Annotated in this window: 16 protein-coding genes and 2 pseudogenes; 11 read left to right on the forward strand and 7 right to left on the reverse strand. The window is 64.0% G+C overall.

What is annotated here, in order from left to right:
- Positions 1 to 4: 4 nt before the first annotated feature.
- Genes Q9S71_RS14965 through Q9S71_RS14995 form a run of 7 tightly spaced genes read left to right on the forward strand, consistent with a single transcriptional unit; the run spans position 5 to position 8,045 of the window.
- Entirely contained in the window at positions 5 to 295 is a 291-nt protein-coding gene (locus Q9S71_RS14965) for a TrbC/VirB2 family protein (protein ID WP_121061328.1), read from the forward strand.
- Positions 296 to 316: 21 nt separating this feature from the next.
- On the forward strand, positions 317 to 1,042 hold the full coding sequence (locus Q9S71_RS14970) for a DUF8175 domain-containg protein (RefSeq protein ID WP_311863463.1): 726 nt from the start codon (positions 317 to 319) through the stop codon (positions 1,040 to 1,042).
- Positions 1,039 to 2,685 carry a hypothetical protein gene (locus Q9S71_RS14975; protein ID WP_311863465.1) on the forward strand — a complete coding sequence of 549 codons (1,647 nt, stop codon included), beginning with the start codon at positions 1,039 to 1,041 and terminating at the stop codon, positions 2,683 to 2,685. The genes Q9S71_RS14970 and Q9S71_RS14975 overlap by 4 nt, the downstream gene beginning before the upstream one ends.
- A gap of 15 nt (positions 2,686 to 2,700) precedes the next feature.
- Positions 2,701 to 4,215, forward strand: a complete 1,515-nt coding sequence (locus Q9S71_RS14980; RefSeq protein ID WP_479724344.1) for an SCO6880 family protein — start codon at positions 2,701 to 2,703, stop codon at positions 4,213 to 4,215.
- The gene (locus Q9S71_RS14985; protein ID WP_311863468.1) at positions 4,215 to 5,861 is read left to right on the forward strand and encodes an ATP/GTP-binding protein; all 1,647 of its coding nucleotides are present in this window, start codon (positions 4,215 to 4,217) and stop codon (positions 5,859 to 5,861) included. The genes Q9S71_RS14980 and Q9S71_RS14985 overlap by 1 nt, the downstream gene beginning before the upstream one ends.
- On the forward strand, positions 5,858 to 7,633 hold the full coding sequence (locus Q9S71_RS14990; protein WP_311863469.1) for a type IV secretory system conjugative DNA transfer family protein: 1,776 nt from the start codon (positions 5,858 to 5,860) through the stop codon (positions 7,631 to 7,633). Before Q9S71_RS14985 ends, Q9S71_RS14990 begins: the two co-directional genes overlap by 4 nt.
- Positions 7,626 to 8,045, forward strand: a complete 420-nt coding sequence (locus Q9S71_RS14995) for a DUF4913 domain-containing protein (RefSeq protein ID WP_311863471.1) — start codon at positions 7,626 to 7,628, stop codon at positions 8,043 to 8,045. The genes Q9S71_RS14990 and Q9S71_RS14995 overlap by 8 nt, the downstream gene beginning before the upstream one ends.
- A 321-nt stretch (positions 8,046 to 8,366) precedes the next feature.
- Here Q9S71_RS14995 and Q9S71_RS15000 read toward each other — a convergent pair whose 3' ends face one another.
- The 6 genes and pseudogenes from Q9S71_RS15000 to Q9S71_RS15020 form a co-directional block, all read right to left on the reverse strand.
- The gene (locus tag Q9S71_RS15000) at positions 8,367 to 10,352 is read right to left on the reverse strand and encodes an FG-GAP-like repeat-containing protein (RefSeq protein ID WP_311863473.1); all 1,986 of its coding nucleotides are present in this window, start codon (positions 10,350 to 10,352) and stop codon (positions 8,367 to 8,369) included.
- 46 nt (positions 10,353 to 10,398) lie between these two features.
- Positions 10,399 to 11,991: a family 78 glycoside hydrolase catalytic domain gene (locus Q9S71_RS15005; RefSeq protein WP_311863474.1), complete on the reverse strand. Its 1,593-nt coding sequence runs from the start codon at positions 11,989 to 11,991 to the stop codon at positions 10,399 to 10,401.
- Between the two features lie 87 nt (positions 11,992 to 12,078).
- Positions 12,079 to 12,861, reverse strand: a pseudogene (locus Q9S71_RS15130) (alpha-L-rhamnosidase N-terminal domain-containing protein); the annotation flags it as partial.
- 106 nt (positions 12,862 to 12,967) lie between these two features.
- Positions 12,968 to 14,245, reverse strand: coding sequence for an ABC transporter substrate-binding protein (locus Q9S71_RS15010; protein WP_311863476.1), 1,278 nt, complete (start codon positions 14,243 to 14,245; stop codon positions 12,968 to 12,970).
- Between the two features lie 46 nt (positions 14,246 to 14,291).
- Entirely contained in the window at positions 14,292 to 15,116 is an 825-nt protein-coding gene (locus tag Q9S71_RS15015) for a carbohydrate ABC transporter permease (protein ID WP_311863478.1), read from the reverse strand.
- Positions 15,116 to 15,952, reverse strand: a complete 837-nt coding sequence (locus Q9S71_RS15020) for a carbohydrate ABC transporter permease (protein WP_311863480.1) — start codon at positions 15,950 to 15,952, stop codon at positions 15,116 to 15,118. The genes Q9S71_RS15015 and Q9S71_RS15020 overlap by 1 nt, the downstream gene beginning before the upstream one ends.
- A 194-nt stretch (positions 15,953 to 16,146) precedes the next feature.
- On the opposite strand from Q9S71_RS15020, the gene Q9S71_RS15025 reads away from it, so the two are divergent.
- From Q9S71_RS15025 to Q9S71_RS15040, 4 genes and pseudogenes are all read left to right on the forward strand, one after another.
- Positions 16,147 to 17,679, forward strand: a complete 1,533-nt coding sequence (locus Q9S71_RS15025; RefSeq protein ID WP_311863482.1) for a glycoside hydrolase family protein — start codon at positions 16,147 to 16,149, stop codon at positions 17,677 to 17,679.
- A 16-nt stretch (positions 17,680 to 17,695) separates the two neighbouring features.
- Positions 17,696 to 18,727 (forward strand): LacI family DNA-binding transcriptional regulator, encoded by a 1,032-nt coding sequence (locus tag Q9S71_RS15030; RefSeq protein ID WP_311863484.1) that lies wholly within the window; start codon positions 17,696 to 17,698, stop codon positions 18,725 to 18,727.
- A gap of 24 nt (positions 18,728 to 18,751) precedes the next feature.
- A pseudogene (locus tag Q9S71_RS15035) lies at positions 18,752 to 19,356 on the forward strand (type IV secretory system conjugative DNA transfer family protein); the annotation flags it as partial.
- A gap of 21 nt (positions 19,357 to 19,377) precedes the next feature.
- Positions 19,378 to 19,782, forward strand: a complete 405-nt coding sequence (locus tag Q9S71_RS15040) for a DUF4913 domain-containing protein (RefSeq protein WP_311863486.1) — start codon at positions 19,378 to 19,380, stop codon at positions 19,780 to 19,782.
- Between the two features lie 226 nt (positions 19,783 to 20,008).
- On the opposite strand, the gene Q9S71_RS15045 is transcribed toward Q9S71_RS15040, so the two are convergent.
- Positions 20,009 to 20,281 carry a helix-turn-helix transcriptional regulator gene (locus Q9S71_RS15045; protein WP_311863488.1) on the reverse strand — a complete coding sequence of 91 codons (273 nt, stop codon included), beginning with the start codon at positions 20,279 to 20,281 and terminating at the stop codon, positions 20,009 to 20,011.
- Positions 20,282 to 20,298: the final 17 nt, after the last annotated feature.

The following is a 20,298-nucleotide window of genomic DNA, read 5'->3' on the forward strand; positions in this document are numbered from 1 at the left end:
CCCCATGTCGCTCTCGCAGCTCGGACACGACGTCGTCTACTACGCGCTCGCGCTCCCTGACCCTGAACCTGTCGCCCCTCCCGGATTCGAGGCCGTGAGCACGATCCTCGGGTGGGCAAAGTGGGTGGGTCTGATCGCCGCAGTTCTCGCGCTGATCTTCGTGGCCGTCCTCTTCATGTTCAACTCCCGCCGCGGCGAAGGCGGGGAGCACATCAAGACCTTCGTCTCGATCCTCATCGGCGTCATGATCATCGGCGCCGCAACGGCGCTCGTCGGCTTCATCTCTGGCGCATAAGCACCCTCGGGGGAGATCCAAGTGAGCACGGACACACCTAGGCCGTTCCGCAGCCGCGGCTTCATCGTCGCGGCTGCCGTGGTGGGCCTGATCGCGGTGATTGCGGTGGTCGCTCTCATCGCCGGCCTGTTCAACGGCGATGACGACGCGACACCGCCGACACCCACCTCCACGCCTGCAGAGTCGACTGAGTCGGTGGCAGAAGGTGCCGCCAGCGTTTGCGGGCTTCCTGGCTACTCCGATTCCGGCGCTATCGACTCTCCTCCGGAGACAGAGTGGGAGCTTGTCGGGACGGTAGCGGCGCCGACCGACCCCGACGGAGCGGGTCCCGGCAAGTTGGAGTCGAACGGTTTTCGCTCTTGCTACGCGCACACACCAGAGGGCGCGCTGTTCGCTGCGATCGGGTACGTTGCAGTCGCCTCGGACACGCGGAACACGAACCGTCTGTACGAACTTCTCGCTGACGGCGAGGTGAAGGACCAGCTCGAGGCGACACCGGCGCCTGCGGAAGCGGGTGCCGACCGCCTCCAGGTCGCGGGCTTCAAGATCAACTCCTACAACGCCGAAGAAGCGGTCATCGACATCGCATGGTCGGTCACGTCGCAAGGCGGAGCACTAGTCAGCCTCCCCACGGTCCTGAAATGGCAGGACGGCGACTGGAAGGTTGAGATTGGCACTCAGGGGCCAGCCTTCGCTCCGTCTCCGCTGGAGAACCTCGGCGGTTACATCCCATGGGCAGGGGTGTGACCCTCGCTGGAGCCGCCACCTCAGGCGGCGACTGCAGCAACCCGATCTACTTCGCTACACACTCAGGCGAGTGCATCGCTCAGGGCGCTTCCCACATCGTGTCCAATGCATCGAACGATGCGATCCAAGAACTCATGAATCGCACTCTTGAGGGCTTCGGCGCCGCGGTTGCGAGCATGGGCAGCATGTGGGTGCAGGTTCCCACTCCGGTGCTGACGGCCGGCGACGGCTCGACGACCGGGGGCGGCACGCCGCCGGGGAGTGAAGCGTTCGGCACGATCCTCAACTACGTCACGTACATCGGTCTGACGGTTGCCGTGCTCTCTCTCATCGCGCTCGGCGCGCTCGTCACGGTGCGCGTCCGTCGCGGTGAGGGCATTCGCAGTGTCGGAGCGCTGGGAGTCATCTTCTTTGCGGTGATGCTCATTTCGGGGGCTTCTGCCCTCGTCGGCGGTCTCCTGAGCTCTTCCGCGCCGGACGGCTCCTCGTCGGCGGTCGGTTTCCTGCAGAACTCTCTCTGGTTCTACGTCGGCGGCCTGGCCGTTCTGTCGGTCATCGTCGGCGGCATCCGCATGGCGTGGGAGCAGCGCGCACAGCCGGGTAAGGACCTGATCCAGTCGCTCCTCACGCTCTTGGCAGTCTCGGGTGCGGGCCTCGCGATCCTCACTTTGGCGGTGACGGCAGCTGACGCGTTCTCCGTCTGGGTGTTGAATAACGCCACAGATTGCGACGTCTCTGCCGGCGGGGCGTCCCAGTGCTTCGGGACCAACGTTGCGGCGATGCTCGCGCTCACTGCTTCTTCACCCATCGGCATCATCGGCGTCCTCGTTCTCGCAGCGATCGCGATGCTGATGGTCTTTGTGCAGGTCGCGCTCATGGTGGTGCGCGGTGGGCTGCTCGTCATTCTTGCTGGGGTTCTTCCGCTCACGGCGAGCTTCACCAACACACAGATGGGGCGTCAGTGGTTCGGTCGGGTTATCGGCTGGACGCTCGCTTTCGTTCTGTACAAGCCCGCTGCAGCGCTCATCTATGCCGCAGCATTCCAGCTCGTCGGAACTGACGCCTTCCTAGACGACGGTGGAGGACTTTGGTCGATTCTGACCGGCATGGCCTTGATGCTCATGGCACTCGTCGCCCTGCCGGCACTGCTGCGTTTCGTCGCTCCCATGACCAGCGCCGTCGCGGGCGGCGGGGGCGCGGGCATGGCACTGGCGGGCGCCGCTGGCGCGATCGGCGGCGATGTCGCCACCGGCGCGATTCGTCGTCTGTCCAGCTCGTCTAACTCACCCTCTGGCGGCGGCGGAGGTTCCCCCTCGAACGGTCCGGGATCTGCCCCCACCGGGTCGGGGAACGGCGCCGGACCTCGATCGACACCAACGGCCGGATCGAACAGCGCTGCCAGTGGTTCCGCGCCGACCGGTGGGAACGCCGCCGCAGGCGCCGCGTCAGGCGGAGGCGGTGCCGCTGCGGGTGGCGGTGCCGCTGCAGGTGGCGGTGCCGCTGCGGGCGCCGGCCCCGCTGGCGCTGCGGTCCTCGTGGCCGAGGCCGGTGTGAAGGCGGCGAAGGGTGCGGCGACAGCAACCAAGCGGGCTGCACAGTCCGCTGCAGACGATTCCACCAACGGCCCGTCAGGGTCGCAGTAAGCGAGGCGATCGGACATGACCATGACGAGCGAGACGGCGACGGGCGCGCCGCGTAGCTACGGCAACTGGACGAAGCCGACCACCGCGGGGCTCCTCGGGCTGAGCGCGCTCGGCACGGGGATCCTCTTCACGGGCGCCGGTTTCGCCGTCGTCGTGACGATGGTCTCCAACATCGGCAACGGCGTCATCACAGGACTGATTTTCGGGCTGTTCCTCCTGACGGTGGCGGCGAAGGACAAGCACGGACGGAGCCTGCTGTCGCGGGCCGCAACAAGGGTGGGATGGATGTTCACGAAGTCGAAGGGCGCACACCTCTACCGCTCAGGCCCCCTTGGCCGAGCCGAATGGGGAACCGTGCAGCTGCCGGGACTCGCGGCCGGATCGCGCCTCACCGAATGGCGCGACTCCTACAACCGGCCGTTCGCCCTCGTTCAAATCCCGTCGACGTCGCACTACACGGTCGTGATCGGCACGGAGCCTGACGGCGCCGCGCTCGTCGACCGTGAGCAGATCGACGCATGGGTTGCCGAGTGGGGCATGTGGCTTGCCGGTCTCGGCAACGAGCCCGGCATCGAAGCCGTCTCCGTGACCATTGAGACGGCCCCGGACTCCGGCACGCGGCTACGACGCGAGGTTGCCAGCCGCATCGACAACGACGCGCCCGCGTTTGCGAAGCAGCTACTCGAGAACCTGGTGGATCAGTACCCCGCGGGTTCCGCGACGATTCGCGCCTATGTGGCGCTCACCTTCAACGCGGCCTCTCGCGTGGGTGGGCGCAAGCGAAGCGCTGAGGATATGGGGCGCGAACTCGCATCCCGACTGCCTGGCCTCACGCAGGGGCTGACAGCGACCGGCGCGGGCACGTCCCGCCCTCTCACGGCTCAGCAACTGTGCGAAGTGATCCGCGTGGCCTACGACCCCGCGGCGGCACGTCTTATTGACGAGGCGAACGCGGCCGGTGAACCGCCCGAGCTCTACTGGCCTGAGGTTGGTCCTACGGCGCATCAGGCGGGGTGGGACACCTACCGTCACGACTCCGCGCTGTCTGTGACCTGGATGATGAGCGGCGCCCCGCGCGGCAACGTGCCCTCGAGCATCCTGTCCCGCCTGCTCGCCCCGCACCGCGATATCGCGCGGAAGCGGGTGACTCTGCTGTATCGGCCGATCGACGCGGCCAAGGCTGCGGCAATCGTCGAAGCGGACGTGCGCGCTTCCTCGTTCAACCTCGCCAGCTCTGACAAGCCCACGGCTCGGAATTTGACCAATGCGCGTGCCGCTGTGGCGACGGCGGCTGAGGAGGCCGCAGGCGCGGGCCTCGTCCAGTTCGGGATGCTCGTGACGGCGACGGTGCTCGACGCCTCTCACGAGGCGGACGTGAGGGCGGCGATCGACAACCTCTCCGCTACCGCGCGCCTCCGTCTGCGCCTGGTGCACGGCTCGCAGGACTCCGCTTTCGCGGCGGCTCTGCCCCTCGGTCTCGTGCTGCCGAAGCACCTGCAGGTGCCCAACGAGGTTAGGGAGCAGCTGTAATGCCCGCACTCGATGACCAGCGCCGCCACCGGCCTCAGAAGCGCAAGCCGCAAGAGCTCACTCCGGCCGCGAAGAGCACCCGCACGGAGAAGGAGAAGAAGCCGGCCGTCAAGCGCCCCGGCCCCCGAGGGTGGCTGGGACGCGGCCGCGGTGAGGTTAATGTCGTGGCGCCGGTCGATGAGTGGCGCGGAACGACAGTGCAGGTGTGTGGCCTCCACCCGTTCTCGGTCGGCAGCGGCACACCGATGATCGGTGTCCCGATGGGGTTGCAGCTATTCACCGGCGCGACGGTGTGCGCGGATCCCATCTCCTGGTTCCAGGACGCGGATCTCATCAACAACCCGTCGATGTTCGTCCTCGGCCTCCCCGGTCTCGGCAAGTCGACGTACACGCGCCGCACCGCGGCCGGTCTCGCGGGCCTGGGGACGCTGCCCTTGGTGCTCGGTGACTTGAAGCCGGACTACGTCGACATGATCCGCGCTCTGGGCGGGCAGGTCATCACCCTCGGCCGCGGCCGCGGGCACCTGAACATCCTCGACCCGGGCGAGGCGTTCGAGGCCGCCGAACGCCTCCGTGAAGCCGGCAAGGAGAAGGAACGCGCACAGGTACTCGCGGACGCTCACGGCCGCCGGCACACGATGGTGTCGGCGCTGCTGACGATTCTTCGCAAGGAGCCGCCCACCGATCGCGAGGAGTCGATCATCGACCGCGCGCTCCGGGTGCTCGACGAGCACCACGACGGCGTGCCGGTTCTGGGCGATCTGCTGCGAGTCATCCAAGAGGCACCGCAAGAGGTCCGTGACGTCGCCCTCGACCGTGGCGACCTCGGCCGTTACAAGGCGATCACGGAGAACCTCGAGGCATCCCTGATCAGTCTCACCTCGGGCGGTCGCCTCGGTGAGACCTTCGCCCATGCAACCGACGTTCCGATGCTCCGTGACCGTCCCGTCGTCTACGACGTCTCGTCGATCGACGACTCCGACACCGACATGCAGGCGGCGATCTTGCTCGCCTGCTGGTCCGCAGGATTCGGCACCGTCAACGTCGCGAACGCTCTCGCGGACGCCGGGCTCGAGCCCCGTCGGCACTACTTCGTCATCCTCGACGAGCTCTGGCGCGCCCTGCGCGCCGGGCGGGGCATGGTCGACCGCGTCGACGCCCTCACCCGCCTGAACCGGCAGCGCGGCGTCGGTCTGGCGATGATTTCGCACACCATGAGCGACCTCTTGGCACTCCCCAGCGAGGACGACCGGATGAAGGCTCGCGGCTTCGTTGAGCGCTCCGGGATGGTGGTCTGCGGTGGACTCCCCGTGGCTGAGATGCCGCAGCTGACGACAGCGGTGCCGCTGTCTAACGCGGAGCAAGAACTCCTGACGTCCTGGCAGGACCCCGGCACGTGGGAGTCCGGGCCTGGTTCGGAACCTCCCGGGCGAGGGAAGTTCCTCATCAAGGTCGGCGGGCACCCCGGCATCCCGATCAAGGTGGAGCTCGTCGAGGCGGAGCGCTCGATCAACGACACCAACAAGCTGTGGCACGCGACGGCCGCGTTCCCCGAACCGGACGAGTCGAACCCGATGATCGGTCTCGACGACGCCGCCCACGCGGCGCAAGAGGTTCCCGATGACCTGGAAAAGGGCGCCGCGTGAGTGCGACCAACAAGCGCGGTCAAGGCGTCGACGGGTCGACCATTGCGCTCCTGATCACGCTGGTGACCGTCTTTCTGGTCCTGGGAGTGGTGTGGGGCGCTGTTGCGCTCGGCTCGCAGCTCGACGGCGTGAATGAGGGGCAGACCTCGGACCCCTTCGAGGTGTTCTTCGGGGTCCTCCGCGGCAAGGTCGTCTGGCCGGCATCCGCCACCTGGATCGTGGCGGTGCTCGGCGGCGCCGTTCTCGCTCTGGGCATCCTCGTCGCTGTCGCGGCTGCTCGAGCACGGGGGCGCCAGTCGTCTGTCGACGCCGCCGCGACGCACATGGGTAAGGGCCGGCAGCTGCACTCCCTCTCCGCCTCGGGCGCCCGCCAGACCGCCCAGCGTCTCGGCGTTCGCGACTGGGTCGGTGTACTCATCGGCATCACCGTCGCCGGCAGGCAACGGATCTACGCATCACCTGAGGACATGATCACGCTGGTTGCCGGCCCGCGAATCGGTAAGTCCACCGCGTACGTCATCCCGGCGATCGCGGATGCTCCCGGTGCTGTGCTGACGACGTCGAACAAGCGCGACGTTCTGGACGCCACTCGCGAGCTCCGTGCGACCAAGGGTCAGGTGTGGGCCTTCGACCCGCAGAGCATCGCCCTCGAATCTCCCACCTGGTGGTGGAACCCGCTCAGCTACGTGACCGACGACGTGAAGGCCGCGAAACTGGCAGCGCACTTCGCCTCGGGCTCACGCTCCGGTGACAGCCGCGGGGATGCGTACTTCGACAACGCCGGTCAGGATCTCCTGGCCGGCTTCCTGCTCGCCGCGGCGCTGGAGGGCCTGCCGATCACGACCGCCTTCACCTGGACGACCACGCCCGGCGAGGATGAGCCGGTGCGGATCCTCCGCCGACACGGGTACGAGCAAATGGCGGATGCCGTCTCCGGGCAGGTCAACGGCGAGTCTCGCCGTCGTGACAGTGTCTACGGCACCGCCGCGCAGATGGCGTCGTGCTTGAAGGTGCGCGCGATCGCGCAATGGGTGACCCCGCAAGGCAGCTTCGCCCCGCGACCGCAGTTCGACCCGCACGCGTTCGTGCGCGGGAGCGACACCCTCTACAGCCTCTCCAAGGAGGGCCGCGGCACCGCCGGCCCGCTGGTGACCGCGCTGACGGCCGCAACCGTTGAAGCGGCTGAGGAGTACGCAACCACGCAACCGGGCGGGCGCCTGCAGGTGCCGATGCTCGGTGTTCTCGACGAAGCCGCAAACGTGTGCCGCTGGCACGACCTCCCCGACCTCTACAGCCACTACGGGTCCCGCGGAATCGTCTTGATGACGATTCTGCAGTCCTGGTCCCAGGGCGTGCAGGTATGGGGACGTGACGGGATGCGGAAACTGTGGAGCGCCTCCAACGTCGCCGTCTACGGCGGCGGCGTGAAGGAACCGGAGTTCCTGAACGAGCTCTCGCAGATGATCGGTGACTACGACCGGCGCACAACCTCGACAAGCGTCGGCCGCGGCACCCGGTCTACCTCTCATAGCCGGCAGCGCGAACGCACCTTGGACGTCGCGGATCTCGGCGCACTGCCGCGTGGCCGCGCGGTCGTGTTCGCCTCGGGTGCTCCCGCAACCCTCGTTGAGACGGTCCCGTGGATGAACGGGCCGCACGCGGCCGCGGTGCGCGCGTCCATCGCCGCGCACGATCCTTCCCACGGCGCACCAGCCGCTGCGGCTCCTGCTCAAGCTGGCGTGATCGAAGAAAGCGAGCCGCGCGATGAGTGACCTTCTCGATGACTTCCGCGACGACGTCGACGAGCCGACACCTGAGCTGGTGTACGGCTCCGTCGACGAGTTCGTGCGGGAGTACCTGCGCCACATGTACACACGCCCTGTCGGGCCCGGAAACGCCCGCTACCGGTGGGCGGCGGACTGGTGGCGATACCCGGAAGCCGTCGCCCGCCTCGAAGGCCTGTGGCGGTCCTGGGAGCACCTGCGGCTCGACCCGGCTACCGGCGCGAGCGTGTGGTGGCGCGACCACGCCGACCACCACATGAACCTGCTGCTCAGCCCTGACGGCCCCTTCGCCAAGTCGAAAGACGCGTGCGAGCCCGGCGAACCTTTGCCGTACGCCGAACCTCCTGAAAAGTGGTTCCCCGACGTGAGACCGTCTTCCAAACGAGACCGACTCTCATGATGTGCTCGCAGCCTGATGTATCGCTCCGAGCATTTCACCCCAGTGGAATACGCCAGTACCAGCAGCACTTCGGGGGAGTCGCGGCCGCGACCCTATCGTGTCGCGCCGATGCGACTTCCTTGGTTCGCGAACCATGGAAGAAATCTCGCTTCACCGATTAGATACGCCGACACACCTGGTAGCCGGGCGTAGGGAGGATGTGGAACGCAAAGGGGAGGGCCGCACGGTGGCGCGCCCTCCCCTTTGCAGTCTGGCCTCAACGGGTGAGCCCGACCCGATCACGCCGGATCTGACGATCTCCATGCTGCGCTACCTGTCGATCTAGGGGGCATTCTTGTACTCATCGATGTAGTCGACAGTGAGGTTCCAATAGAGATCTGGTTGGAGGACGTTGGCTGCGTTGAACCACTTTTCTGAGGTGCTTGCCAGCTGCGATGTGTCAGCCACTTGTACCCCGGTGTCTTCTGCGAACTCGTTGAAGGAGTTGATGACGACGGCGTTGGGAAGTGGGCTCCTGTCTAGGATCACGTCCCAGACCTTGGTCGTGTAATAGGAGCCTTTGTCCCGGCTGACAGGTGTGTATCCGCTGATGTGATTGTTCCACCCAGGCATGGCGACCATCACGTTGGGGTTGTCGACCGTGCCAGTTGAAGGTAGCTGCCAACCGTACTCCCCGGCCGTAGCGTTGGGGTCACTCGACGCGAAGCGCACCGTGAAGCGGTTGCTAGCCGACTTGTCGCCTGTGTACGCCTGCCATGCGGCTTGATTGGCTTTGTTCGTGTAGACGACCAGAAGCGGCTTTCCTCCGAGCTGGTAATAGTCATCGCCATAAACGGAGTTATTGGCGAACTCGTTCCACGTTTGGCGCGCTTCGGTTTCGATGGTCACCGGGTCGTTAGTCCATTGGATCCCGCCGATCGCGAAAGCATACTTGAGGTCCCTGTTAGCCGGCGCGGCGTTCCACACGGACAGTCGACCCGCGACCCGGGCTGCGCGATTGAGGATTGCGCCGCTGACGTTGTTGAGACCGTTGGTCTCGTCCAGCAGTAGCCAGTCGATTTGAGCGTCACTGATGGTGCTGATGTGCTCATCGATGACTGCTGTATTGCCACTGTCGTACTGCTGGTAGCTGCCCAGGGTTAGGGGCTGGTACTTGATCGCGGGCTTGCCCGCGAAACCGTTCCACGTGTCGATGCTCACTTTGTCGGCAGCGCGGTAGCGCTGTACCTGCCAGGTACCGCCGGCCGCGTTGGGATAGAAGGCGATGAAGTCCTGCCAACCGTATGCGTCCCCGCTGGTCGCCGCCATGAATAGACGCCCGGCGTTGAGTCCGAAGCCACTGTTGAGAAGTGTGTTCCCGCTGTCGACGTAGCCGCTTCCGCGGTCGTATTCGCGGGCGACGACGTCGCCTGCGAGTCCGTCCGCGGAGGGAAGAGCCAGGTCCGCGTTGAAGTGCGCGTAGGGCTCAGCGAATCCATCGGCATTCCCGTCCTGTAGGAACCGGAATGCGGACCCAACACCGTGCCCACTGGTGAGTGTGGCAGGCGAGGCGAAAGAGGTTCCCGTGGAATAGGCGCGGGTCCATGTTCCGCTTGCGTAGACGACTGAATCTGCTCGCTTGTCTCCGTTCAGGTCGGCGACGAAGAAGTCGGTTGCACCGGCGCCGTGGCCCGTCGCCCACGTCGATAGCGCGCCAAAACTTGTTCCTGTGGATCCGGCCGCAACCCATTGTCCTGTGGCGGCATACACGCCGAGGGCGTCCGCCTTTCCGTCTCCAGTCACATCGGCGGACAGAACCCTGTTTGCTCCGCCGGCGAGACCTGACTTCCAGAGGCTGTAACTGTTGAAGGAAGTTCCCGTTGACGTTGCGACGTACCAATCGCCCGCAAGAGAGTCCCCGCTCACATCGGTAGTGAAAAATGCAATGGCGTCGGCTTTGCCATCACCATTCACATCCGCCAGCAGCTGTGATGTTGAGCCCGCACCGTGCCCGGTGCGCCAGTTCGCTGGTGTGTTGAATGAGGTACCGGTGGACGTCGCGACGTCCCACGATCCAGCGGTGAAGGTGACCGCGTCGGCTTTCCCGTCACCGCTGACGTCGGCAGCGAACTGATTAGCGGAGGATCCGCCGAATCCTGTTCGCCAGGTCAACGGCGGCGGAGTCACTTTCGAGTACCAAGTCGCGTACCAGATGCCAACGTCGCGGGGCGCGGCCGCCACCGTCGCTGGAGCAGTCACGGGGGCAACCACGCCTGCTATTGCAAGCGACAGCGCGGTAGCCGCGACCACGATGAAGCGTCGTTTCATGCGTTCCTCCTTGAACACGTATCCGCTTTTGAGTGGCTGTTTGGCGTCATGGACGCCGGAAAAACTCGTGCTGACCGGCGCCAACGCGAGACGGAGCGTGCCAGTCCGCGGGCAACCGAAGTTCGGCGCTTCCACCGACAGGAATGGTGATGTCCACCCGACCGATGGCGGTGTCCCAAGCGACGGAGTACAGCCCCTGGGGGGAGGCGAAGTGGGTTTCGGCGGCGGAGGGACCGGCTTCCATTCGCGGCTCGATCACGGCGTTGCGCCACCTGATGTCGTTGTCCGCTTGGCGGAGGCCTGCAATGGTTTCGCGAAGCCAGTCATCGATCATGCCCAGCATGAAGTGATTCTGGGATCCTTCACCTTCGTCGCCGCCCTTCATCGTCCAGGTCTCAGTCAAGGCGGTGGCGTCTGACGCCACCTGGTACCCGTAACCGGGGAGTTCGGGATCCATGAGGAGCTCCAGAAGGCGCCGATCCCTGTCGGTCTGCGTAAAGAGGCGGATGAAGGCCGGCAACGCGACCTCTCCTACGGTCACGTGCGCGTCTTGCTCAAGTCGAGCTTCCAGGGCAGCGAGGTATCGCGTTGATTCCGCTTTGTCGAGGTCGGCGAGAAGAACAATTTCCGCCTGCGTCGAATCACTGCTGAGTGCGTGTCTGCTAAGGAGTGAGCGCACGACTCCGTCGGCTTGCTCGATCAGTGAGACGGCCCGCGATTGGTCTCCTAGGACCCTGTGAACCTGGGCGGCGTCCCGAAGGATCCCGATCCACCCGTGGGTTGCCACGATCTCGCGAGAGGTGTTGTGCTCGAGCCCTACCCAGTCGCCCAGACCGAAGTCGAGAGTTCCGTGTTTGCTCCGTCCCGCGAGATAGACGAGATAGCGATCTATCGTGTGAATGTTCTCGTCCAGGACGCGTCGGTCGCCGTAGCAGCGGTAGTGCGCCCATGCCATGCGCACGAGCGCACCGCCCCAGTTCGGGTCCTCTCGGAAGGCGTTGGTGTCTCCGCGGAACTCGAGGCCGGAGAAGTCGACCAGTTCAGGAGCAATGTTGGGGAGCGCACCGGATGGGAGCTGGGCGACACGAATGTGGTGAAGGCAGTCTCTGAGGTGAGCCTCTACGTCGTAATTGCGGGTGAGCGCCCCGAAGCATAAGTGGAGCTGTTCGAGCCAGCCGAGCTTCTCACGATGTGGACAGTCAGTGAACACGCTGTGCATGTTTCCCTGAATTGCTCGATCAACGAGCTCATGCAGTCGGGTGAGGCGCACATCGCTCGATCGAAACGTTCCGACTTTTCGGTTGCTCGCTCGGAGGACATCTGTAGTCCATACCGCGGAATCAGGGATGTCTCCCTGAACATCGAGGTATCGGTATCCATTGAAGCCGAACCGGGGAGTCCAATCGATCGCACCTTCATCGATCTGCACACTGTGGAAGATTGGCGTTCCTGTGCTCCACTGCGTGACTCGACCTGCGTTGTCGAGTAGTTCACCCGGCCACATTGTCAGCTTCGTTCCTTCGGTGGCTTGTGCACGTAGACGGGGGACGCCGGCAACGTTGATCCCAAAGTCGATCGTGTGCTCGTGTGATGAGTGTCTCTGGATTCTTTGCGCGGTGAGTTGCTCCGCGACGCTCACGGGCGGGTGCTCTGGCCACCAAAGGGGGCTCTGGTGAAGGACAGCCACTGCAGGTACTGAGGTGCCTCCCAAAATGCGGAGGTCGTGGTCCTCCCCGCCGTACCAGTGTGTCTTTAGCGCGCTGCCGCGTCGCGTGACCCATGCTGGTTCGGAAACAGCGGAGTCAGACTCCCGATGATGCAACACCCGTGAGGCGAAGCGCGGCAGGACCGCGTGATTCTCGAGCTTGGAGTACCTGGATGCGTCGCGGCTAACCCATCCCATTCCGGGGGCTATCTCAACCGTGAGCTCGTTACGACCCGGCCGCAAAAGAGAGGTCAGGTCTAGGTCGACTGCTGGGGTCTCGTCGCGATACTGGGCGTACCCGGGAGCAAGTCTCCGGTCGATGGAGACTCCGTTCACTTCGACCCATGCGACGTTGGGTGTCGCGAGATCCAGCTGAACTTCTATATCGACGCGAGGATCATAGAAGAGGTCTGTGGCGAACACTCGTGAGCCGCTGTCAGAAACGTCCGTTTCCCAGTCCGGGTGCGTAAGCCAAGCTGGGTGCCATGAGAGAGCGCGCTTTGAGAAGAAGATTGACGCCTCTGACGCATCATCGACCTGCGCAGGAGCGAGCCGCCAAAAGACGCGATGTTCTGGTCCCCAGGCGATGTCCACGAATGTATCGCCGGCGGCAAGACCGACGTTCCAGACATCATTTTCCCGACGCAGAAGCTTGTCTCTCGTCGTCGCTCCTTCGAGGCGCAGCGCTGTCCCGGAAAACCCGGCAGAGAGGTTCCACGACCAGCTGATTCGTGCTGTCTCCCGATGAGAGACGTGGCCCGGGGACCGACCATCGAGAAATACGTCTGAGGGTGAGAGAAGCATGCTGGCCTTTCGGGGGACCGGCGGGAGGTGGGGGCCTCCCGCCGGTCAGTTCGTGCGCATTTAGTGAGCGTGTACGTCTATCCCTCTTCGAGGGTCAACGTCTCGGTCATCGCGCGTCGGCTGCCGCCTTAAAGGCATCGTCCATCTTTTGCGTGGCGGTCTGCGGGGTGTCTTCCCCGTTAAAGAGCCGCTGAACAACCTGATCGACGCTCTGCACGACCTCGGCGCCGGGCCATTCCTGATCGGGCCATGCAGCGGTCTTGCCTGCCAGCTGGTACTCCGCGATCACCTTCTGGTTTGTGCCTTCGGGCTGGAATTGCTCAGTGGGTAGCGCCGGCGCGCCCTTCGCTGCGTTGGCAAAAAGGATCTGCGCCTTTGGGGTTCCGATGAACTCGACGAACTTGAGGGCAAGCTCCTTCTGCTTCGCATCGGCGTTGACCCCAAACCCGTTGGAGTCGGCCACGGCAAGGTACCGGTCTTCCGGGTTGTCACTCGTCGGGAATGGCGCGATCGTGTAGGTGGTCCCCTCCGGCGAGATGTCCTCGAGTCCGGTCGTGTCGGAGAAGGCGAATGTTGCGACAGCGTCACCGTTGGCGACCAAAGCAGCGGCCGCGTTGTAGTCGGTCCCATTGGGACCGTCCTGGAAGCAACCCCGATCGAGCATCTGCTGCTGGATCGCGTATGCCTTCGTCCACCCAGAATCGGTGAAACTCACTTCCCCCGCGAGCTGGCGCTCAGTGAAGTCCGGTTCCGGACCGTATACAAGGGGCGCCACCATCGAGTACGTCGGAACGACACCACCACCCTTCTGGAAGATCGCAAACGCGACTTTGTTCTGCTCCGCAGCTGCATCGCAGAGTTGCAGAACCTCGTCGAGCGTGGTCGGGACGCTAGCCCCGAGCCCTTCGAGCGTCTGATCGTTGTAGACCGGACCGAGCGCAAGGGCTCCCACTGGGACCGAGAGGACGCGGTCATCCGCCGTTCCGAAGAGGTTGAGCTGCTGTGGAGTGAGTTCGCCGACCCAACTCTGCCCAGAGAGGTCCTCTAGTGCTCCCGCGGAGTCCAAGCTGAGCACTCCGGCAACGTTGCCAGCCCCGGGGAAAGTGCGCAGGACATCCGGCGCAGTCTTCGAAGCGAGGCGCGTTCGAAGGAACTCCTGATAGGAGTTTCCGCCAGACTGAACCTCGATCTTGACACCAGGATTCGCCTGTTCGAACGCGTCGATCACGGGCTGGATGCGGACCGTGTCGTCGGTGCCTAGGGTTATGACCTGATCGCCTTCGGCGGCGGGCTCTCCGGTCTCGGTCGAGCACCCTGCGAGGACGGTGACGAGTCCAGCAGCGAGCATCGCGGCGACGACGCTGTGCCTCGATGAGTGATTCATTTGGGTTCCTTTCGGGAGGACGTGTGATTGCGGGTGGGGGGGTGGATTACCCCTTCACCCCGCCGGCGAATCCTTGGATGATGTGGCGCTGCATGGCGAAGTAGCCCAGCAGAATCGGCACCGAGGAGATCACCAGCGCGGCGAAGACGAGGGGCCAGTCCGCGGAGAACTCGCGGACGAAGCCATTGATGCGGACCGGGACGGTCTCTTGCCCGCTGCCGCTCAGGAACAGCAGTGCGATGAAAAAGTTGTTCCAGATTGCGATGAGGTTCAGGATCGCTACGGTTCCGAGCGCGGGCCGCATCAGCGGAACGACGACCGAGAAGAAGGTTCTCAGCGGCCCAGCGCCGTCAATCGCCGCGGCTTCTTCGAAGTCCCGTGGAGTCTCGCGTAGGAATGTGGTCAGGATGAAGATCGCGAAGGGCATCGCTCCTCCGACGTTGATGAGGATCACAGCCCATGGGCTACCTACCAACCCCAGGTCGCGGATGCTTGCGAACAGCGGGAGCACCCCGAGTTGCCCCGGGATGACGAGTCCCAGCAGCAAAACATAGAACGCCCCTCTCGAGAGCCGTCCCCCTACTCGAGCGAGGGGAAACGCAGCCATGGAGGCCAGTAGCAGGATCAACACGACTGCCATGACGGCGATGAAGGCGCTGTTTGCAAGCGCGGCCCCCAATCGGCCCTGCTCCCACGCAGCTGCGTAGTTCTCCATCGTGTACTCGCCGGCAACTGCGAACGCCCCCGAGGGGTTTCCCTTCGCTTTTAGCGAGACATTGACTAGAGCGAGAAGCGGCAGGAAGGAAAGCACTGCAATTATCCACAGCGCGATTTCCAGCAGCATGGTGCGGCGGGTGTAGCGACCGATCATCAGCGCACTTGCCTTGAGGTCAGGCGGAACTGGATGAAGGCGAGTACGGCCACCACCACTGTCATTGCCAGAGCAAGCGCGGTGCCGTACGAGTAGTCGCCGAGCTGAAACCCGATCTTGTAGATCGTGGTGGAGATGGTCTCGGTGGAAGTTCCCGGCCCACCATTCGTCATCGCGATCACCTGGTCAAACTGCCCCAGCCCTCCGATAAGAGTGAGAAGCAGATTGATGACAATCGCTCCATTCAGCAACGGCAGTGTGATCGATACGAACCTGCGCCATGGGCCTGCCCCATCGATGGCAGCAGCCTCGGTAAGTTCCACCGGGATCGCCTGTAGACCAGCCAAGAAGATCACCATGGAGTAGCCGCTGAACTGCCAGATAATGGCTACGCACACGGCTCCGAGCGCGTACCTGGGATCGCCGAGCCAATCCATCGCCAGGGCTTCCAACCCAACCGAGCGCAGGGTCGAATTCAACCCCCCCTGCGGGGAGAGCATGTAGCTCCAGATGTATCCGCTGACGAGCGGAGTGAGCACTACTGGGGCGAAGAAGATCACGCGGAGAAGGTTCCGTGACCGGACGGCGGAGTTCAGCGCGAGCGCTAGCCCCAGTCCGATGACATTCTGAAGAATCATCACTACGGCAGCCAGTGCGAGGGTGTTTCCGAATGCGCCGAGAGCTCGTGGATCGGACAATAGTCGCCGGAAGTTGTCGAGGCCGATCAGATCGTATGAGGCACTGATGCCGTTCCAATCGCTGAACGCGACGATCGCTCCCTGTCCGCTGGGGACGAGAGTGACGAACGAGTAGGCCACGAACGCCGGCAGGACCATCCACATCGGAACGGCGATGCCCCGGTATCGCCGTCTCCGCAGGATCCGAGAGTCGACTGTTTGGCGGTCTAGAGGCGTATGGACATCGGCACGCAGACCACCTGCGTGGGTGCGCGGGGCTGCGTCGACCATCGTTTTGCTCTCCGTTGAACTCGATACCAATCGATTTGCATAGTAGGCTCGTGATTCCTACGGTGTCAAACAGCACTAGCTGGGCCATCAACGAAGAGAGCACAGATCCGATGACCGATGTTGTATTCAGTCCGGCTCCCACCTTCCTCACCTCCCTGGAGACCGACGATCGCTTGCGAGCATCTGTGGCGCGTCTGCGCGGGCGCGACTACGGAACCACGGCGGCAATCGAAGAATCGACCGCGAGCGACTGGCCAGGTGATGTCGCGGGACGCCTACTTCTGACGTTGAGTAGATTTGCGCGAGATGGGCACGAAACTCGCGACCGAACGCGCGAGCTGTTCGAGGCCATGCTCGACACGACCGCTGACGTCGGTTACTTCGGAACGGCGTCCGCGAACGAGATCAATGAGCAGCAGGTGGCCTGTCATGGCTGGGTCGTGTCTGCTTACCTCCAGTACGAGGTCGTATCAGATGACCCTCGAGCTCTAGATGCGGCAACTCGAGTGGTCGACGAACTGATCCTGCCCGCGCTGGCAAAGCTCTCGCAGTACCCGCGTGAACGAGAGCTGGTCGACATCGGCGAGCCCTCCGGTACCGCGATGATGGAGCGAAATGGATGGCTGCTGTCCACAGATACGTGGTGCGTTTTTCTGGCGCTCAATGCGCTTGTCCCGGTATGGGAGCGCACTCGTCGTCGCGATATTCACCGAGCCATCGTGGACATGGCTGGCGTCGCCAACGAAGTCGATTTTGTCGCGCAGCGCGCACAACTTCACGCGAGCCTCGCTGCCGCTCGCAACCTTGCGCGCTTCGCTGTGCTGAGTGGATCGGAAGAGGCGGAGAACGCGGCGGTGCGGATCTACCGGGATTACGTGCAGAGTGGCCGCACCTTGAACTGGGCGACATTCAATTGGTTCGGGCGCCACGACACGTGGACTGAACCCTGCGCCATTGTTGATTCGATCGGTCTCGAATTCGCGTTGTTTGATCTCACGGGAGATCCCGGCCACTTGGAGAACATACGACGGATCGAGCACAACGCCATGGCGTTCGCTCAGCGGGATGACGGAAGCTTTGGGCTTGATGCCATCGCAACGGCCGCACATCCCGAGATCTATTCGATTTCCGACGACGCGTGGTGGTGTTGCACCATGCGTGGCGCGCTAGGCGTGATTGATCTCCGCGATCGATCTGCGCGATTCAACGACCAGAGCAGATGCGTTGAGGTCCTGGTACCGCGTTCGGGAATCTTTGAGGATGCGAGGCTGCCCGGTTGGCGGCTTCTGTTCGTGAAGCAGGGGGACGTGCTTACGATCGAGGTCGCCTCCGCGCCGCAGGAAGATTGCTCACTGACGTTGGCTTTCCCGGGCATCCACGATCCGGCTACCCTCCCAGCGAAAGAAGGCTCGACTCTTGTGATTCCCCTCCCGGCTGACGAGACGGTGGAAGAAGTCGCAGCCGGGCAGTTCGTCAGGATGCGCGGCGATGTGCTTTTGGATGCAAACCGGCAGGCTTTGGCAGGTGGGGACAGGGGCCTCACCGCCGCTTCCCGTACCCTGACATTCTCAGCCACACCTTCCACACCGGGGTGAAGACGGAAGATCTCCTATGACGAAGAGTTCCCGCTCAGGACTGCAACAGAAGCGTGTGACACTGCGCGACGTTGCTGACCGTGCTGGTGTCAGCGAGACAACTGCTTCGCACGTCATGACAGGGCGGCGCTACGTTGCCGAGGCCACACAGCAGCGCGTCCTGAGTGTCATGGAGGAGCTCAAGTACCGCCCTAATCAGGTCGCTCGATCATTGAGAGCACGGTCAACTAGCACGGTCGCATTCATCGTGAAAGACATAGCGAACGTCAGTGCGACCACCTCGATTCGTGAGGCCGCCGCCCTGCTGCGCCGACGAGGATTTGCCACAACGATGGTGGACTCTCCTGACGAAGGCTTCTCCAGTGGCCTACTTCAGCAGGTTGTCGATCGCTTGCCATCCGGTGTGATCTTTTTTGGCCAGGATCCTGAGCCAGCCGCCGCGCGACTCTTGCGGCAAGCATCCGTTCCATTTGTAGTTGGAGGGCTGGGCGCCGCCCACACCGGTGACTGGGACATCGTCTACACGGACCAAGCCGCAGCGATCCGCAGGATCACCGCAGTAGGTCTCGCTCATTCACAGTCGCGAGTTTGCTTCATCGGCGGAAACTGGGATGACGAGGGCGCTCGAACTCGTCTAAAGGGCTTCACACAGGCCATCGAGGCCTCGCGGGGAGCTCTCAACTCTAGAGACGTGCAATTGGTGCCCTACACCGTTGAGGGGGGCCGCTCGGCCATGGCAAACCTCTTGAGCGACCCTCCGACGCTCGTGGTTTGCGGCAGCGACCAGATTGCCATCGGCGCGATCTTGAAGGCACAAGAAGCCGGCCTGCGTATCCCGCAAGACATCGAGGTGAGCGGCTTTGACAACGTCGAAGCAAGCGAGATCATCCGGCCGTCACTCACGACTATCGACGCTCGACTTGCCGAACAGGGGATGATCTGCGCGGAGATGCTCCTGCAACGGATCGAGCTTCCAGAGAGTGCAGCTCAGCGACGGGAGCTCGAGCCTAGAGTGATGGAGCGTCAGTCTATGAGGCTGTCACCCTGAATCGGCGCGGCACGACGGGTCCACGCCGGCCCGCTGGTGACGGCACTGACGGCCGCAACCGTTGAAGCGGCTGAGGAGTATGCGACCACGCAACCGGGCGGGCGCCTGCAGGTGCCGATGCTCGGTGTTCTCGACGAGGCCGCAAACGTGTGCCGTTGGCACGACCTCCCCGACCTTTACAGCCACTACGGATCCCGTGGGATCGTCCTGATGACGATTCTGCAGTCCTGGTCTCAGGGCGTGCAGGTGTGGGGCGCGACGGGATGCGCAAGCTGTGGAGCGCCTCGAACGTCGCAGTCTACGGCGGGGGAGTGAAGGAACCGGAGTTCCTGAACGAGCTCTCGCAGATGATCGGTGACTACGACCGGCGCACGACCTCCACGAGCGTCGGCCGTGGCACCCGGTCGACCTCTCATGGGGTGCAGCGCGAACGCACCCTCGACGTCGCGGATCTCGGCGCGCTGCCCCGCGGCCGAGCGGTGGTGTTCGCATCGGGCGCTCCCGCAACCCTTGTCGAGACAGTCCCGTGGATGAACGGGCCACATGCGACCGCGTTGCGCGCGTCGATCGCCGCGCACGATCCCTCTCACAGCACGCCCGCCACAGTCGCCCTGCTCAAGCTGCCGTGATCGAAGAGAGCGAGCCGCGCGATGAGTGACCTGCTCGATGACTTCCGCGACGACGACGTCGACCAGCCGAGCCCGGAGCTGGTCTACGGCTCCGTCGACGAGTTCGTGCGGGAGTACCTGCGCCACATGTACACACGCCCTGTCGGGCCCGGAAACGCCCGCTACCGGTGGGCAGCGGACTGGTGGCGATACCCGGAAGCCGTCGCCCGCCTCGAAGGCCTGTGGCGGTCCTGGGAGCACCTGCGACTCGACCCGGCTACCGGCGCGAGCGTCTGGTGGCGCGACCACGCCGACCACCACATGAACCTGCTGCTCAGCCCCGACGGCCCCTTCGCCAAGTCAAAAGACTCGTGCGAACCTGATGAGCCATTGCCGTACACAGAGCCTCCCAGGAGATGGTTTCCGGACATGAGAGTGGTCAGATAGACAGCTCGGGATCGGAACCCCCCGCTGGTCGACTGAGATATCGGTGGCGAGCAGCGAAGGAGTATTTCCCCCGCAGTGCAATTGTCTCGCCGTGGCCGTGCCTCGGAGGCTGATAAGCAGCCGACCAGTGTGTGGTGAAGGGCGCTCAGAGGTCTCGGTGGGCATTTGTCATCTCCTCGTCGGGATGCTCGTCGAGTCCGATCGAGTCCAGGCGTTCTAACTGGCGTCAGCCGCGGAGCGCGTGAAGTAGTTCTCCGACCCGGTGTTCGCTTTCGACGGGGTGACGCATTGGCAGATCCTCGACGCATTCGTAGCGGTTGCGTCGACCCTCTTTCGTGCGACGGAGATACCCGTCATCGACGAGATCGCTGAGGATGCCGTGCGCCGTCCGCTCGGTGATGCCCACCGCATCGGCGATCTCGCGAACGCGGGCGCCGGGATCGCGGGCGACGTAGATGAAGACATGGGCGTGATTTGTGAGGAACGTCCAGTTACCCATGCGCCCAGCATAAGCGC

Source organism: Microbacterium gawkjiense, assembly GCF_031932225.1.
In the GTDB taxonomy this organism is placed as follows: domain Bacteria; phylum Actinomycetota; class Actinomycetes; order Actinomycetales; family Microbacteriaceae; genus Microbacterium; species Microbacterium gawkjiense.

Bases quoted from the DNA above. Each gene is read 5' to 3' on its own strand.
- Q9S71_RS14965 (WP_121061328.1), top strand. From the start codon at position 5: ATGTCGCTCTCGCAGCTCGGACACGACGTCGTCTACTACGCGCTCGCG.
- Q9S71_RS14980 (WP_479724344.1), top strand. From the start codon at position 2,701: ATGACCATGACGAGCGAGACGGCGACGGGCGCGCCGCGTAGCTACGGC.
- Q9S71_RS14985 (WP_311863468.1), top strand. From the start codon at position 4,215: ATGCCCGCACTCGATGACCAGCGCCGCCACCGGCCTCAGAAGCGCAAG.
- Q9S71_RS14995 (WP_311863471.1), top strand. From the start codon at position 7,626: ATGAGTGACCTTCTCGATGACTTCCGCGACGACGTCGACGAGCCGACA.
- Q9S71_RS15000 (WP_311863473.1), bottom strand. From the start codon at position 10,352: ATGAAACGACGCTTCATCGTGGTCGCGGCTACCGCGCTGTCGCTTGCA.
- Q9S71_RS15010 (WP_311863476.1), bottom strand. From the start codon at position 14,245: ATGAATCACTCATCGAGGCACAGCGTCGTCGCCGCGATGCTCGCTGCT.
- Q9S71_RS15015 (WP_311863478.1), bottom strand. From the start codon at position 15,116: ATGATCGGTCGCTACACCCGCCGCACCATGCTGCTGGAAATCGCGCTG.
- Q9S71_RS15020 (WP_311863480.1), bottom strand. From the start codon at position 15,952: ATGGTCCTGCCGGCGTTCGTGGCCTACTCGTTCGTCACTCTCGTCCCC.
- Q9S71_RS15030 (WP_311863484.1), top strand. From the start codon at position 17,696: ATGACGAAGAGTTCCCGCTCAGGACTGCAACAGAAGCGTGTGACACTG.
- Q9S71_RS15040 (WP_311863486.1), top strand. From the start codon at position 19,378: ATGAGTGACCTGCTCGATGACTTCCGCGACGACGACGTCGACCAGCCG.
- Q9S71_RS15045 (WP_311863488.1), bottom strand. From the start codon at position 20,281: ATGGGTAACTGGACGTTCCTCACAAATCACGCCCATGTCTTCATCTAC.